This window comes from Halovulum sp. GXIMD14794, from assembly GCF_054457455.1.
The window spans coordinates 630,725-644,920 of sequence record NZ_JBTLNF010000003.1 but is presented as its reverse complement, the minus strand read 5'-3'; the positions used below and the strand labels follow the sequence as shown (position 1 = coordinate 644,920).

General features: G+C 61.8%; 16 protein-coding genes. 6 read left to right on the top strand and 10 right to left on the bottom strand.

Features of this window, described 5'->3' with window-relative positions:
- Window positions 1–231: 231 nt before the first annotated feature.
- Window positions 232–1,179, bottom strand: coding sequence for a LysR substrate-binding domain-containing protein (locus tag ACW9UR_RS05340; protein ID WP_458915883.1), 948 nt, complete (start codon window positions 1,177–1,179; stop codon window positions 232–234).
- A 135-nt stretch (window positions 1,180–1,314) separates the two neighbouring features.
- Between ACW9UR_RS05340 and ACW9UR_RS05335 the strand changes: the two genes are divergently transcribed.
- The 3 genes from ACW9UR_RS05335 (at window position 1,315) to ACW9UR_RS05325 (ending at window position 2,929) form a co-directional block, all read left to right on the top strand.
- Entirely contained in the window at window positions 1,315–1,542 is a 228-nt protein-coding gene (locus tag ACW9UR_RS05335; RefSeq protein WP_458915882.1) for a YdcH family protein, read from the top strand.
- A gap of 29 nt (window positions 1,543–1,571) precedes the next feature.
- Window positions 1,572–1,742 (top strand): hypothetical protein, encoded by a 171-nt coding sequence (locus ACW9UR_RS05330; RefSeq protein WP_458915881.1) that lies wholly within the window; start codon window positions 1,572–1,574, stop codon window positions 1,740–1,742.
- A gap of 155 nt (window positions 1,743–1,897) precedes the next feature.
- Window positions 1,898–2,929 carry a 2-hydroxyacid dehydrogenase gene (locus ACW9UR_RS05325; protein WP_458915880.1) on the top strand — a complete coding sequence of 344 codons (1,032 nt, stop codon included), beginning with the start codon at window positions 1,898–1,900 and terminating at the stop codon, window positions 2,927–2,929.
- On the opposite strand, the gene ACW9UR_RS05320 is transcribed toward ACW9UR_RS05325, so the two are convergent.
- From ACW9UR_RS05320 to ACW9UR_RS05310, 3 genes are read right to left on the bottom strand one after another with little or no spacing between them, the layout of a single operon-like run.
- Window positions 2,920–3,933, bottom strand: a complete 1,014-nt coding sequence (locus ACW9UR_RS05320) for a cytochrome d ubiquinol oxidase subunit II (protein WP_458915879.1) — start codon at window positions 3,931–3,933, stop codon at window positions 2,920–2,922. The genes ACW9UR_RS05325 and ACW9UR_RS05320 overlap by 10 nt on opposite strands.
- 4 nt (window positions 3,934–3,937) lie before the next feature.
- Window positions 3,938–5,341, bottom strand: coding sequence for a cytochrome ubiquinol oxidase subunit I (locus tag ACW9UR_RS05315; protein WP_458915877.1), 1,404 nt, complete (start codon window positions 5,339–5,341; stop codon window positions 3,938–3,940).
- Complete coding sequence (locus ACW9UR_RS05310) at window positions 5,338–5,901, bottom strand: GbsR/MarR family transcriptional regulator (protein ID WP_458915876.1); 564 nt, start codon at window positions 5,899–5,901, stop codon at window positions 5,338–5,340. Before ACW9UR_RS05310 ends, ACW9UR_RS05315 begins: the two co-directional genes overlap by 4 nt.
- Before the next feature lie 235 nt (window positions 5,902–6,136).
- Here ACW9UR_RS05310 and ACW9UR_RS05305 point away from each other — a divergent pair, with 235 nt between their 5' ends.
- The 3 genes from ACW9UR_RS05305 (at window position 6,137) to ACW9UR_RS05295 (ending at window position 9,217) form a co-directional block, all read left to right on the top strand.
- Window positions 6,137–7,354: an FAD-binding domain-containing protein gene (locus tag ACW9UR_RS05305; RefSeq protein ID WP_458915875.1), complete on the top strand. Its 1,218-nt coding sequence runs from the start codon at window positions 6,137–6,139 to the stop codon at window positions 7,352–7,354.
- Window positions 7,351–7,824, top strand: coding sequence for a DUF427 domain-containing protein (locus ACW9UR_RS05300; protein WP_458915874.1), 474 nt, complete (start codon window positions 7,351–7,353; stop codon window positions 7,822–7,824). Before ACW9UR_RS05305 ends, ACW9UR_RS05300 begins: the two co-directional genes overlap by 4 nt.
- 151 nt (window positions 7,825–7,975) lie before the next feature.
- The gene (locus ACW9UR_RS05295) at window positions 7,976–9,217 is read left to right on the top strand and encodes an ABC1 kinase family protein (protein WP_458915873.1); all 1,242 of its coding nucleotides are present in this window, start codon (window positions 7,976–7,978) and stop codon (window positions 9,215–9,217) included.
- Window positions 9,218–9,345: 128 nt separating this feature from the next.
- Here ACW9UR_RS05295 and ACW9UR_RS05290 read toward each other — a convergent pair whose 3' ends face one another.
- The 6 genes from ACW9UR_RS05290 to ACW9UR_RS05265 form a co-directional block, all read right to left on the bottom strand.
- On the bottom strand, window positions 9,346–10,074 hold the full coding sequence (locus ACW9UR_RS05290; protein WP_458915872.1) for an LrgB family protein: 729 nt from the start codon (window positions 10,072–10,074) through the stop codon (window positions 9,346–9,348).
- Window positions 10,067–10,420, bottom strand: coding sequence for a CidA/LrgA family protein (locus tag ACW9UR_RS05285; protein ID WP_458915871.1), 354 nt, complete (start codon window positions 10,418–10,420; stop codon window positions 10,067–10,069). The genes ACW9UR_RS05290 and ACW9UR_RS05285 overlap by 8 nt, the downstream gene beginning before the upstream one ends.
- 213 nt (window positions 10,421–10,633) lie before the next feature.
- Window positions 10,634–10,792, bottom strand: coding sequence for a hypothetical protein (locus ACW9UR_RS05280; protein ID WP_458915870.1), 159 nt, complete (start codon window positions 10,790–10,792; stop codon window positions 10,634–10,636).
- A gap of 4 nt (window positions 10,793–10,796) precedes the next feature.
- Entirely contained in the window at window positions 10,797–12,170 is a 1,374-nt protein-coding gene (locus tag ACW9UR_RS05275) for an amidase (RefSeq protein WP_458915869.1), read from the bottom strand.
- On the bottom strand, window positions 12,160–13,578 hold the full coding sequence (locus tag ACW9UR_RS05270; RefSeq protein ID WP_458915868.1) for a TRAP transporter large permease: 1,419 nt from the start codon (window positions 13,576–13,578) through the stop codon (window positions 12,160–12,162). Before ACW9UR_RS05270 ends, ACW9UR_RS05275 begins: the two co-directional genes overlap by 11 nt.
- A complete protein-coding gene (locus ACW9UR_RS05265; RefSeq protein ID WP_458915867.1) occupies window positions 13,575–14,159 on the bottom strand; it encodes a TRAP transporter small permease subunit in 585 nt (194 codons plus the stop codon). Before ACW9UR_RS05265 ends, ACW9UR_RS05270 begins: the two co-directional genes overlap by 4 nt.
- Between the last annotated feature and the right edge of the window lie 37 nt (window positions 14,160–14,196).

The window sequence follows — 14,196 nt, the reverse complement described above, 5'->3', positions numbered from 1 at the left end:
GATGGTCGACGCAGGCGAAGCCGGGCTGGCGTGGGACGAAGAAAGCTTTTCCGCCTACGTGCAGGATCCGACGGCATTCCTGCGCGAGTATCTCGACGATCCGAGCGCGCGCGGGAAGATGACGTTCAAGCTGCGCAACGGAATGGAGGACATCTACGCCTATCTCGCAACGTTCTCCGACGGCAGCTGGCAGGAATACCAGTGCCGGAGCGATTGCTTGCCGAGTTGCTTTCAGCGCGGCGCAGCCGCTTCCAATTGGACTAGCCCGGCAAACCGGTCCCGTGTGACGGACCGGATGACCTCCGCCAGTTCCGCGAAGCCAGCGCTGTTGCCGACCGTCTTGCGCCATACCAATCCGATCGAACGGGTAAAGCGGCCCGGGCGGAACGGCACAAGCGCGACATCCCCGTCCGGCTCGGCAATCTCGGAGTGGACGTAAAGCGCCGGCAGAAACGCCACCCCCATGTTCATGGCGACCATCTGGCGGATCGCATCGAGACTGGTGCCCTCGTAGTCCTGCCGCAGGTTCGCACCGACCTCGTGCGCGATCTCTGATATCTGCGCATGAAGCGTGAACCGGCTCGACAATGTCAGCAGGCTCTCCTCGGCTAGATCCGCGTCGGAGACCCGCGTGGCTGCCGCGAGACGGTGATCCCGCGCCACGGCAAGCCGGAGCGGTTCCCGGAACAGGCGGGCGACCGTGGTTTCAGATGACCGGATCGGAAGCTGGGTGAGAATGATATCATGCCGCCCGGCGAGCAGATCGTCCTCGAGGTCACGCGGCGCTCCATCGCTGATGAACAGCCGAAGCGACGGATAGCCTTGGTGCAGTTCACGCACGACGCTCGGCAGCAGGTACGGCCCCAACGTCGCCGAGGCGCCCAGCCTGAACGTCCCCGCAAGGCCCTGCGTCAGCCGCTCCGACGTCTCGGTCAGCAGAGAGACTTCCGACAAGATGCTCTGGGCGCGCGCCAGAACCTCGCGCCCGGCTGGCGTAAGCACGGCCCCGGCCCTACCGCGTTCCACCAGCCTCAGCCCAAGCGTCTCTTCAAGGTTGGCGATCTGCAGGCTGAGCGACGGCTGACTGATCCCTACCAATTCGGCGGCCCGGCGATAGTGACCCGCCTCGGCGAGGGCCACGAAGTACCGCAACTGTTTGAGGGTTGGCTGGCGATCCATGACGATAGGAATTTCCGATTGGATTTCCTTGTTACATAGGATGGCACAGTCAACCCACCAATCCCACCTCTCATAAACAGGAAACGAAGTCACCGCGGGAAGCCGCGCAACAATGCATGCAGAGGAGGACCACAGATGACAATACACCCACGGATCACAACTGAAGCCCTCTCGGCGAAGGTCGACGCCGTTCGCCGGCGGCATCGGGAACTCGACGACCATGTTTCGAGGGAACAGCGTAGGCCGCTTCTTGATACGACGGAGCTCAGTTCTCTGAAGCGCGAGAAGCTCAGGTTGAAAGACGAACTGGCGCTCTACGAAGGCCTGTTGCGGACGCTGAACCGCGGCACTGCAAACGCCTGAACCGACAACACCAGACCATGGAGACGAACATGCTACTCGTTCCGATGTGGACGGATCTCATGATGGCGGCGCGTATCTTCCATACCCCAGACATTGCGGAGCTCGAGGAGGCGCTGGAAGACCAAAGCGCTCGCGAAAGTGACCGCGAAGAAGACGATGAAGAAAGACGCGCCCTCGAGGCCGGGTTCACGCGAGGCTGACCAGGTTCGGTTCGCGACAAACAGGCATCGCGTTCAGGTTCGAAATGGACAGGTAATTGCCGATGCTCCTTGCCGGGGTGATTCCGGGGTTGACCCAAGCCGCCGGTCAGGCTGCGATCACGCACGTCCTCGAACTCGGAAATCGGTAGGTCTCTTTGCGTGTCGCCGTCTTCTCCGCCAAACCCTACGACCAAAGCTCGCTCGCCGAAGCGAATGAGGCGGAGGGTCACGATCTCTCGTTCTTCGAGGCGAAACTGACCGCCGAGACCGCGCGTCTCGCCCAAGGGTCCGAGGCGGTCTGCGCGTTCGTGAACGATGACCTCTCGGCCGAGGTGGTTGCGCAACTGGCCGCTGAGGGCATCCGTTTCGTCGCGCTCCGCTCGGCCGGGTTCAACCATGTCGATCTCGATGCGATGGAACGCGCCGGGATCGTCGTCGGCCGGGTGCCAGCCTACTCGCCACACGCGGTGGCCGAGCACGCCGTCGCGCTGATCCTCACGCTCAACCGCAAGACCCATCGTGCCTGGAATCGGGTCCGCGAGGGCAATTTCGATCTCGACGGGCTGATGGGCTTCGACCTGAACGGGAAGACCGTGGGTATCGTGGGGACCGGGCTGATCGGCACCGTCCTCGCGCGGATCATGACCGGGTTCGGCTGCGAGATCTTGGCCTTCGACCCATCGCCGAACGCGGAGTGCACCGGGCTCGGGGTCAGATATGTCTCTGTGGACGATTTGCTGGCCGCGAGCGATGTCGTCACGCTCCAGTGTCCCCTGACGCCGGATACGCACCACCTGATCGACGATGCCGCGCTGGCGAAGATGAAACCGGGGGCGATGCTGGTGAACACCAGCCGCGGCGCAGTGGTCGATACCCGCGCGGCGATCCGGGCGCTGAAGTCGGGGCATCTCGGGAGCCTCGGCCTCGACGTCTACGAAGAGGAAGGCGGCCTGTTCTTCGAAGATCTCTCGGACAAGATCATCCCGGACGACGTGTTTGCCCGGCTTCTGACCTTTCCGAACGTCCTGATCACCGGACACCAGGGGTTCTTCACGCGCGAGGCTTTGGCCGCGATCGCCGAGACGACGATTGCGAACCTGACGGCATTCGAGAGCACCGGAACTGCTGCTCACCCCGTGGAACCGCGCCGAGACAGCGACGGAGACGGAGTGGAATCTCAGTCATAGCGCAGCTCGGTCGCCTTGCCGCGAAACACCGTGTACGCCAATACCGAATAGCCGATGATCACCGGCAGCACGACTGCCGCTCCAACAAGGATGATGATCAGGCTCTCGGGCGCGGCAGCCGCTTTGTACAAGGTCAACTGCTCCGGAACCACGTAGGGATAGAACGAGTAGGCGAGCCCGAAGAAGGCCAATGCGAACAGCAGAACCGTCGCGGCGAACGGCAGCATCGCGAACGCGTCATCCTTGGCAGGCAGACCGCGGAGAACGAGCAATAGAAGCCCGGCGATTGCCATGAAGGTCAGCGGCAGCGGCGCCAGGAACAGCATGTCGGGAAACGAGAACCATCGCTCGAAAATCCGAGGCGAGACCGCCGGAGTGGCTAGCGAGATTGCCGCCACGCCGCCCAGCACGCCCCAGATACCGCGCCTCGCCCATTTCGCAGCCTTGTCCTGAAGCCCTCCTTCACATTTGTAGATCAGCCACGTCGCGCCGATGAAACTGTACCCCACGGTCAGGAATATCGCCGTCAGCGTGGCGAAGCCGTAGCTAAAAAGCGTGCGATCTAGACCCATGATGTACATGCCGAGCATGAAGCCCTGCGAGAGGGACGTCATCAGCGAGCCGGCAAAAAAGGCCCGGTCCCAGCTTGCCTTGTGCCCAAGAGGCGCTTTCACTCGAAACTCGAACGCGACGCCGCGCAGGATCAGTCCGACGAGCATGACCGCAACAGGCAGGTAGAGGCTCGACAAAATCATCCCGTGCGCGGTCGGGAACGCGACTAGGAGCAGGCCAATCGCGAGGACGAGCCAGGTCTCGTTCGCATCCCAGAACGGGCCGATGGAGGCGACCATCCGGTCGCGCTCCTGGTCGGTTGCGAGGGGCGAAAGCAGCCCCACCCCAAGGTCGAACCCGTCGAGGATCACGTAAACGAGGATCGACAGGCCCATGAGCGCCGCGAAGGCAAGAGGCAGCCAGACCGCCGGGTCACCGAAAAGCGTCAGCATAAGATTACTCCGCCGGTTGAAGGATCGGCGCCGGCGCTACTGGGCCGGCGGTGCCGGCCGCCTTGCGCGCCAGGTGGAAGAGCACGCCCACATAGGCAGCGAGCAACCCTGCGTAGACGGCCAGGTAGGCAAGCAGTGTGGACAGGACCATGCTGCCCGGCACATCTGCTACGGCAGCCTCGGTGGTCAGAACGCCGGTCACAAGCCAGGGCTGACGACCGATCTCCGTCACATACCAGCCCGCGAGCGTTGCTATCCAGCCGGCAAAGGTCATCCCCACGAGTGCGACGACAAGCATCTTCGGCAACGCGTCGAGCCCGCGCCGCGTGGCCCTCCAGCTTCCGGTCGCTCCCGGAACCCTGCGCACCATCATCGCCACCGCGAACCAGCTGACCAGCAGCATCGCGACACCTGTGCCCACCATGACCCGGAATGACCAGAATACCGGGGCGACACGCGGGTGCAGGGGCGAACCATCCTCCGCGACGAAATCGTTCAGGCCGGGCACCACACCATCTGCATGATGCTTCAGGATCAGGCTCGCACCGTTCGGTACGCCAAGCTCGAACCGGTTGCTGCGCATGTCTTCGTCCGGCAGCGCGAACAGCAGGAGCGGCACGTTGCCCCCGGTGTCCCAATTGCCCTCCATCGCCGCCACTTTGGCTGGCTGATGCTCGAGGGTATTCAGCCCGTGCATGTCGCCTGCAACGATCTGGAGCGGAATGAGCGCCGCCCCGAGCAGGATGCCGGTCCGGAGCGTGGTGCGTACTTCGGCACCGCGATCCCCACGCAACCAACGGAATGCGGATATGCCCGCCATGAGGAAGGCCACGGTGAGCCCCGAGGCGAGGAGCATGTGCGTCAGCCTGTAGGGCATCGAAGGATTGAAGATGATTTCCAACCAGTCGGTGGCATGGGCCACGCCATCGCGCATCTCGAAACCGGCGGGTGTGTGCATCCAGGAGTTCAAGACCAGGATCCAGAAAGCGGACATGGTGGTGCCGAATGCCACCAGGAAGGTCGCAAGCGTGTGGAGCCATCCCGGCACACGACGGAAACCGAACAGCATGATCCCGAGGAAAGCTGCTTCGAGGAAAAACGCCGTCAGGATCTCGTAGGCGAGCAGCGGGCCGGCGATGTTCCCGATCGTCTCCATAAAGCCGGGCCAGTTGGTGCCGAACTGGAAAGACATCGTGATGCCGGATACGACGCCCATCGCGAACGACAGGGCGAAGATCTTCACCCAGAAACGGTAGGCTTCCATCCAGCGCATCTCGCCGGTTCGCGTGTAGCGCAATTTGAAGAACAGAAGCACCCATCCCAGCGCGATGGTGATCGTAGGGAACAGGATGTGGAAGGATATGTTCGCCGCGAACTGGATCCGCGACAGCAGCAGTGCGTCCATCATGAGCGGTCTTTCTCGCCTTTGAGGCGGTTCAGGGGAATGAGTTGGCCAGTCGCGGACACCAGTTCGGACAGGCGCCGCCCGGTCTTCAGGAGCCCGACGAGACGCGTGGTCTCCAGTCGCTCCATATCGTCGTAGAAACCGGCAAGGGTCTCGATAAGATTTCGCAACTCGCGCATGCGGTGGAGCGCGTAGTCATCCGCGTCTCCGCCTTCGAGTTCCAATGCGCGCAACTTGGTCAGCGTCGGGTCGATTTCGCGTTTCTTGCGCTCCGCAATCAGGGTCCGGACAATCTCCCACAGATCTTCCGGCGTGGTGAAGTGATCGCGGCGATCCCCGTCAACATGACGTAGCCGCACGAGGTTCCAGGCTTGCAACTCCTTGAGACCCATGGAGACGTTGGATCTCGAGAACCCGAGCGCCTCGCATATATCGTCCGCGCAGAGCGGTTCGGGCGCGAGGAACAGCAGCGCATAGATCTGACCCACGGTGCGATTGATCCCCCACCGCGAACCCATTTCTCCGAAGTGAAGGATGAACTCCTTCTCTACATGCGTCGGCATTGCGTTCTCTATTTTCAGTAATTTCTGAAACTCATGTAGGCCGCGACATATGGGGGGCAACGCTCGCGAGCGCACCATAATGTCGCAACGAAATCAGCGCGCGCCTGTCTAATCCATCCGCACCGAGAGGTTAGGCGATTTAGTTGTTTCACAGCGCGACAGAGCACCGGTGTCGCAGGAGTATTGAAAGGCCGATCCTTCAGAACAGCTTCGCGGTCGTGACAAGGAGGAAACCGTGTCTCCAGAACAGGCCACTCGCGATCAGGCCTACCGCCGTGTCGAGAGCTTCAAGAGCCGGATGGGCCTCGAATATGAGGCCCGGCGGAATTACGATCATGGTCCCGGGCGTCATGATGACGTCTCCCGCCTTTCCCCGTACATTCGTCGGCGTCTCATCACGGAACAAGAGGTCGTCGCGATCGCATTGGCCCAGCATGGGCCCAAAACCGCACAGAAGTTCGTTCAGGAGGTGCTATGGCGCACCTACTTCAAGGGTTGGCTGGAGCACCGGCCCATCATCTGGACGCGGTATGCAGAAGGCCTACACACAGACCTAGGGGCGCTCGAAGCGGACGGCGCTCTGCGTCGAAAGATCGATGCCGCTGAAAGCGGAAACACCGGCCTCGACTGCTTTGATGCTTGGTCCCGCGAACTGGTCGAAACAGGCTATTTGCACAATCACGCTCGAATGTGGTTCGCCTCGATATGGATATTCACCTTCGGTTTGCCGTGGCGGATCGGGGCGGACTTCTTCCACAGACATCTTCTGGATGGAGATCCTGCTTCGAACACCTGCAGCTGGCGCTGGGTCGCGGGGCTCCACACACCCGGCAAGGCTTACATGGCAACAGCCGCGAACATAGCGGAGTTCACAAGCGACCGCCTTTCGCCGCGTGATGAAGATCTAACGCCCACGGTTTCCGCACCGCTCGGCGAAGAGCCGGATGGACTGCCCCCGGTTAGCCCGCTCCGTGCCCCCCATGCGCCGAATCTCCGAGTGCCGACGATCCTGGTTTTCACCGAGGATGACTGCACCCTCGAGGATTTCGATATCAACACGCTCGACATCCGCGCAGCCGTCATGCTGTCGTCCAGTCATCTGAGGTCTCCGCGCAAGGTGTCGGCCCGGGTCAACGAATTCGAAGCGGGAGCACTTCGCGATGCCGCGAGCCGTGCCGGGGTCGATGCGACCGCCCGGCCTGCAGCCGACCCGAACCTGCTTGCCGTATGGGCAGAGGCTGCCGGCGCGCGCCAGGTTGCGATGCCCTATGTTCCCGTCGGGCCCTTGTCTGACTGGGTAGGCAAGGCCCGGCCTGCCCTCGAGGCGAAAGGAATCGCCCTTACAGAATGGCGGCGCGGCTGGGACGAACTCATCTGGCCTCACGCCACGGCGGGGTTCTTCAAGGTGAAGAAGAAGATCCCCGAGATCCTGTGGAAAGCGGGGCTGATATGACTGCGCTTCCAGTGGAGAACGTTCAAGGCTACCCGCGCCCGCCCACGCTCGAGCAGGTTCCCCAGAGACTACGCGTCTTTCTTGGCGGCGGACTTGTGGCGGAAACGATACACGCCTATCGCGTTCTCGAAACCCACCATGCACCAACCTACTACCTGCCCCCTGGCGATGTGCATGCGACGCTGACCTCCGCGCCGGGGCGTTCTATCTGCGAGTGGAAGGGCACCGCCGAATATCTTGATGTCACACTGAATGGAGTTGCCGCGCCGCGTGCTGCATGGAGTTACGTCAGGCCGACGGCCGGCTACGCTAGTCTGGCTGGCCACATCGCGTTCTACGCTGCTCTGATGGATGACTGCTTCGTGGGCGACACCAGGGTGACACCGCAGCCGGGCGACTTCTATGGCGGCTGGGTTACGGAGAACCTCCGCGGGCGCATCAAGGGCGCCGCAGGAACGGAGCACTGGTGATGCGCTTTTCGGTCATGGAAGCCGCTCCACTACGGTGGCACCGGTCAATACCCGCTAAACTTGGCGGTTCAGAATGACCTGGCGTTCTCACTCACGCCGTCCCCTTCCCGTCCCATCGGGCCGGCTCAATCGGTTCATGCGTCTCGGGACCATGACCGCCGGTATTGCAGGCAACATGGCCTTGCAGGCTCTCGGAGATGCCGGCCGCGGCGCGCGCCCGGACATGCGCAACCTCCTGATGACGCCGCGAAACATGCGTCGAATGGCTGATGAACTCGCCCGGATGCGCGGCGCCGCGATGAAAGTCGGGCAGCTCATCTCCATGGACGCGGGCGAGGTGTTGCCGCCGGAATTGGCGGACATCATGGCCCGGCTGCGGGACCAGGCCCATTTCATGCCGCCGAGACAGCTGAAACATGTCCTCACAAAAAACTGGGGACCAGACTGGCTTCGCGAATTCGAGTCTTTCGACCCCCGCCCTATCGCCGCAGCCAGCATTGGCCAAGTTCATCGCGCGCGACTGAACGATGGGCGGGACGTCGCGATAAAGGTCCAATACCCCGGCATCTCCCGCAGCATCGACAGCGATGTTTCCAACGTCGGCACACTGGTCAGGATGTCCGGCCTCTTACCGGACGGCTTCGATCTGGCTCCCTATATGGAGGAAGCTCGAAAGCAGCTGCACGAAGAAACTGATTACGCGCACGAAGGTGCCCATCTGCGTCATTTCGCAGAGCTGCTTTCCGACAGCGAGGTCTTCGCAGTGCCCGCGTACCACGAGGATTGGAGCACAAGCGAGGTCCTCACGATGTCCTACCTTGACGGGCATCCGATCGAAGCGGCCGCCTACACCGAGCAGCGCGAACGCAATCGGATTACAGCGGCGCTGATCGACCTCACGCTGCGCGAGATCTTCGAGTTCAACACGCTTCAGAGCGATCCGAACTTCGCGAACTACCGCTACAATCCGGAAACGGGAAAGATCATCCTGCTCGATTTCGGCGCTACAAGGCACCTCGATCCGTGGATTACTGAGTGTTATCGTCAACTTATACGCGCTGGGTTTTCTCATGATGACGCGCAGTTGCGCGATGCAGCCATGAAACTTCGTTTCGTCGAAGGCGGAGGTCGGTTTGATGAAGACATTCTCGGGATGATCAAGACAGTATTCGATGCTCTGGACCGTGCCGATGATTTCGACTTCACCGACATGACCCTGTCCAACCGCTTGAACGAAAAGGGAATCGCTCTCGCAGAGGCAGGCTATGCGCCCCCGACGCTCCACATGGATGTCCTTTACCTTCAAAGGAAACTTGGCGGCATGTTCTTGTTGGCAAGCCGTCTGCGCGCGGCGTTGCCGCTAAGGGAAATGCTTCTTAAGTCCCTGACTTAGACCTTCAGACCGCGGCAATCTGCAATTTCGTTCCAGAACCGAGGGCCCGCCTGACCGGCGGTGGGGGGAGACTACGACGTGCTCGTCCGGGAGTTATGGCCCATAAACTGATCCCTACCCTTGTCCACTCAGGGAACGATCTCGAGAAATGTTCTCAAAATAAGTGGCGCAACGAGGGCTGTCACGACTGCGTTCAGCGCCATGCCCAACCCCGCGAAGGCTCCGGCGATCGGGTTCACCTCAAGAGCTCGTGCCGTGCCGATGCCATGGCTCGCAGTACCGACGGAGAGACCTCTTGCGCGCCAGTCCCGTACTCGGATCGCGTTGAGCAGCGGCGTCGCGACGACTGCTCCTGTGATCCCGGTCAGTATGACGAGCAGCGCCGTGAGAGTGGGCAGCCCGCCGATGCGCTCCGCGATGCCGATAGCCACGGGGGCGGTGGCCGATTTCGGCGCCAGTGAGGCGAGTTCCGTGTCCCCCACTCCGAGGGCCCAGGCGATCAGGAGAGCGGAAAGACACGCAACCGTCGAGCCTACTGCCACGCTGGCGACGATCGGAAGGAGCGATGCCCTGAGACGCGAGATGTTGTCATAGAGCGGCAGGGCCAAGGCCACCGTAGCGGGCCCCAACAGGAAGTGTACGAACTGCGCCCCCTCGAAATAGACGTCGTAGGGCGTCGAAGTGAAGTAGAGGGCGCTGCCAAGGGCGGCGACAGCGATGAGAACTGGGTTCGCCAGCGAAGATCCGTTGGTGGCGCGGTTCAGAGCCTGGCCCAGCGCGTAGGCGAGAAGTGTCAGCAGAAGCCAGAGGAGCGGCCCCTCGGTGAGGTAGCTCCAGAATGTGCCCAGTTCAGTCAAGGCGGTCTCCCGTCAACCTCGCGACCGCCATGAAGGTCCACGCGCCCGCGCATATGGCGAGAACGGTGGAGACGAGGATGGCGATGAAAAGTCCGAGCGCGGAGGGCCCGAGTTCGGACAGGTGGGCCGCGATCCCTACCCCGGCCGGTACGAAAAGCAGGGACAGATTGGCTAGTAGTGCCGTCGCAGTCGGCCGGACCAAGGCAACCAGCCGATCGAAGGCAAGAAACAGGGCAAGGAGCAGGCCCATCCCGATGACGGGCCCCGGAACCGATGAGCCGGTGAACGCAGCGACAACTTCGCCGGCGAACTGGCACAGGAGAAAAATCGTCAGGGCGTTTATCATGTGTCCTCCGGCTCAGGATTGTTTGGCACCACGTCAAGTGGGGAGTACCACGCCGCTGCCATGCTCGAGGCTTGTGGGGTTGCCTTCGATTGCGCATCCGGCATGGAGAGCAGATTGCGCCCCGGGCCTTATCGCTTCGTTTCCCCCGCGCTAATGGACTTGCGGCCCTCTGTGGAAACCCACCGGGGAATGCCCCGGCGCGGTAGCAGGGCGCTAGCTCTTGTTGCCGCTCGATGTCGCGAAATCATAAGCCACAAGAAGCACAGTGAAGACGACAACGATCACGAGGTCCGGGCTTGGGACCGCGAAGACGAGAATACCGACAAACCCGCAGAAAACGAGAAAGGCGAGCAGAGCAAGAAAGCGATTCATTCCATTAGCTCCCGGAACCAGATTGCTGATCGACCCAGTCGAACAGCCAGCGGGCTGTACGAAGAAGGCGTGAGTCGTTCCCGCGGGCTCCAACGAGTTGTATGCCCATCGGCAGGCCATTCGGGGCCGTGAAAAGCGGGAGCGTTACGGTCGGTGTTCCGCAGAGGGTCCACAGGCCGTTGAAGACCGGATCTCCCGTCGTGTCCAACCCTTCAGGTGCCGGCCCCGGTGCCGCCGGACAGAGGATAGCATCGCACCGTTCGAAAATCTCGTCCAAGGCGGCATTCAGCACCGTCTTCCAGTCGAGTGCCGCAAGATAGTCGCGTGCGAGAATGCCGTTCCCCTCTTCGAGCGCCGCTATCGTTTCGGGGGCGAGCGTACTCTTCGCATCGCGCCAATACCGATAATAGCAGCGCGACATCTCTGCGTAGCTGATGCGCCGATGCTCCGTCACGGCCTGCTCGAAAGCATTCGGTAACGGAACTTCGAAGACCTGGTCGCCAAGAGCAGAGACCATTTCTGTGATGGCATCCTTGGTGGCTTGGTCTGCATCGCTCCAACCGGGGGGCCGAACCACGGCGAAGACAGGCTTCAACGGCGGGTCGGACGCCGCGGTCGTCGACAGGTCTGGGTGTGGTGACGGCGCCGTGGCAGGATCACCTTGGTCGTGGCCGAAAAGCACCTCCGCGAGGATCGCAGCCCCCATGGGATCGGCGGCGAAAACACCGACTGTGTCGAGACTTGGCGACTGCATCAACACGCCTCTGCGAGAAATTGCGCCGAAGCTGGGCTTGAACCCCGCGATCCCGCAATACGCTGCAGGTCGGATCACCGAGCCGTTCGTCTGGGTGCCCACGGCAAGCGGTACCATGCCGGCCGCTACGGCGGCGGCAGAACCGGAGGACGATCCTCCGGGCGTGTGACCGGTGTTGTGGGGATTGCGGGTCTTCCCGGGATGCATGAGCGCCAGTTCCGTGGTGACCGTCTTGCCAAGGATGATCGCCCCCGCCGCCTTGAGGCGCTCCGCAACAAAGGAGTCGTGCTTTGGCATTCTTCCGGAATCAACCGCGCAGCCGTTCCTGGTCGGCATTCGCAGGGTGTCGATGATGTCCTTCAATCCGACCGGGATCCCGTGCAGCGGACCTATCGGGCGGCCCGAGTTCCGGTAGGCGTCGAGTGCCCTCGCCTGTTGCCGGGCGTAATCGGCGTCGTACCATTCCCAGGCCTGCACCTGCGGCTCCATGGCCTCGATCCGGGCGATGTACGCTTCGGTCAGTTCCAGCGCCGACAGCGCCCCGGCGGCCAGCCGGTCGCGCAACTCTGCGACCGGCAGTGAAACAAGCGCCTCGGCAGGATGCCGTCTCGCCTTAGCCTCCATAGAACAACTCGGGCAAATAGAAGACGATATCCGGGTAGATATACATGAGCACCATCGACAGGATCACGCAGAACAGGAAGGGCATGACGCCGGAGAAGATCTGAGTCAGGCGCACCTCTGGAGGCGCTATGCCCTTCAGATAATATGCCGACATCGCCATTGGCGGCGTCAGGAAGCTTGTTTGCAGGTTGAGCGCTACGAGGATCCCGAAGAACAGCGGGTCGATATCGAAGAACTGCAGGAGCGGCAGGAAGATCGGCACGAAGATGATGATGATCTCCGACCATTCAAGCGGCCAGCCGAGCAGGAAGATGATCAACTGCGCAAGGATAAGGAACTGAACCGGCGTCAGATCGAGCCCCTGAACGAACTCCGAAATGACATGCTCGCCGCCGAGGTAGGAAAAGACGGCCGAGAAGGTGTACGACCCGACGAATAGCCAACACACCATCGCGGTCGTACGTACCGTCAGGTAAACGCTTTCGCGCATTCGCTGCCAGGTCATCGCACGGTAGACGAACGCGAGCAGTATCCCACCCAGCGCGCCGATCGACGCGGCTTCGGTCGGTGTCGCCAGGCCGAACAAGATCGACCCGAGAACCGCCAGGATCAGGAACGCGAGCGGCAGGAAAGACGTCAGGATCATGATCACGAGCCGGCCCATCGGCACGTCGGGCACCTCGTCTGATGTGGGACGCGGAGCTGCGGACGGTTGCAGGATCGACCGGCCGATGACGTACACGAGATAGAGACCGACGAGGGTCAGCCCCGGCAGCAGCGCGCCCGCATAGAGCCGCACGATTGAGACGTTCGAGGCAGCGGCATAGACGATCAGCATGATCGAGGGCGGGATCAGAATGCCCAGCGTTCCGCCGGCGCAGATGATGCCCGAGGCGAAGGAAGGGTTGTAGCGCGCCTTGAGCATCGCAGGCAGCGCGAGCAACCCCATGAGCGTGACGACCGCGCCGACGATCCCTGTCGCCGTCGCGAAAAGCGCACATGTGATAAGCGCCGCCACGCCCATCGACCCCGGAACATTTTTGGACGCGATGTTCAGGGTCGAGAACAGCCGGTCGACGATGTTCGCACGCTCAACGATGTACCCCATGAACAGGAACAGGGGCACTGCGGTCAGGACTTCATTCGACATCACCGTGAAGGTCTGGTTCACGAAGAGGTCGAATATTCGGTTGTTGATGAAACCCTCGAGCCACGTCCACCATTGCTCCCACCCAGACGCGGTTTCGTCTAGGCGATCATAGTCACGCCACATGCGGCGTTCGTCGAAATAGGCGTAGTAGCCGAAGCCAATACCCATAGCCATCAGCGTGAAGGCGATGGGGAAGCCAAGGAACACGAATACGATGAAAAGGCCCAGCATCAGCAGGGCGATCTGGGGATCGGTCATATGTGGTGGTCCGTCTCGGCTTTGTCGGCTTCACGCATCAGCAGGTCTTCGGTTTCGAAGATATCCTCGTCTGCCTCCAGCCACTCGTTGGTCCGCATGGCCAGAATGCACCGCATCACCTGCGCGATGCCCTGAATGAAGAGGAGGATGCCCGCCGCCACAATGATCGTCTTGAACTGGTAGATCGGCACGCCTGCCGGACTGTTGACCGACACTTCTCCATACTGCCAGGAGCGCGAAGCGTACTTCCAGCCCGAAAGGACGAGGGCGATGACGCCGGGGAAGAAGAAGATGATGTAGAGTACGAAGTCGATCTTGGCCTGGTTCCGCGGCTGCCAAAGGCGATACAGGAAATCGCCGCGCACATGTCCGCCGCGGGAGAGCGTATAGGCCCCGCCCATCATGAAGAGCGTGCCGTACATGATGAACGAAACGTCCAGCGCCCAGGCCGTCGGGCTGTTGAGGACGTAGCGGACGAACACTTCGTAGCCGGTCCCGACGGCCATCAAGACGATCAGCCAGGCGAACGCCTTGCCAAACCACGCCGACAAATTGTCGGCAAAGCGGATGAACCCAATCATGCTTTTCCCCGGTTCGATCAAATCCGCCCCGACGCGA

What these genes read in the sequence shown, in the direction of transcription:
- ACW9UR_RS05335 (WP_458915882.1), top strand. Translation starts at nt 1,315, where the DNA reads ATGACAATACACCCACGGATCACAACTGAAGCCCTCTCGGCGAAGGTC.
- ACW9UR_RS05275 (WP_458915869.1), bottom strand. Translation starts at nt 12,170, where the DNA reads ATGGAGGCTAAGGCGAGACGGCATCCTGCCGAGGCGCTTGTTTCACTG.
- ACW9UR_RS05310 (WP_458915876.1), bottom strand. Translation starts at nt 5,901, where the DNA reads ATGCCGACGCATGTAGAGAAGGAGTTCATCCTTCACTTCGGAGAAATG.
- ACW9UR_RS05270 (WP_458915868.1), bottom strand. Translation starts at nt 13,578, where the DNA reads ATGACCGATCCCCAGATCGCCCTGCTGATGCTGGGCCTTTTCATCGTA.
- ACW9UR_RS05295 (WP_458915873.1), top strand. Translation starts at nt 7,976, where the DNA reads ATGACCGCCGGTATTGCAGGCAACATGGCCTTGCAGGCTCTCGGAGAT.
- ACW9UR_RS05320 (WP_458915879.1), bottom strand. Translation starts at nt 3,933, where the DNA reads ATGCTGACGCTTTTCGGTGACCCGGCGGTCTGGCTGCCTCTTGCCTTC.
- ACW9UR_RS05300 (WP_458915874.1), top strand. Translation starts at nt 7,351, where the DNA reads ATGACTGCGCTTCCAGTGGAGAACGTTCAAGGCTACCCGCGCCCGCCC.
- ACW9UR_RS05330 (WP_458915881.1), top strand. Translation starts at nt 1,572, where the DNA reads ATGCTACTCGTTCCGATGTGGACGGATCTCATGATGGCGGCGCGTATC.
- ACW9UR_RS05315 (WP_458915877.1), bottom strand. Translation starts at nt 5,341, where the DNA reads ATGATGGACGCACTGCTGCTGTCGCGGATCCAGTTCGCGGCGAACATA.
- ACW9UR_RS05285 (WP_458915871.1), bottom strand. Translation starts at nt 10,420, where the DNA reads ATGATAAACGCCCTGACGATTTTTCTCCTGTGCCAGTTCGCCGGCGAA.
- ACW9UR_RS05280 (WP_458915870.1), bottom strand. Translation starts at nt 10,792, where the DNA reads ATGAATCGCTTTCTTGCTCTGCTCGCCTTTCTCGTTTTCTGCGGGTTT.
- ACW9UR_RS05265 (WP_458915867.1), bottom strand. Translation starts at nt 14,159, where the DNA reads ATGATTGGGTTCATCCGCTTTGCCGACAATTTGTCGGCGTGGTTTGGC.
- ACW9UR_RS05340 (WP_458915883.1), bottom strand. Translation starts at nt 1,179, where the DNA reads ATGGATCGCCAGCCAACCCTCAAACAGTTGCGGTACTTCGTGGCCCTC.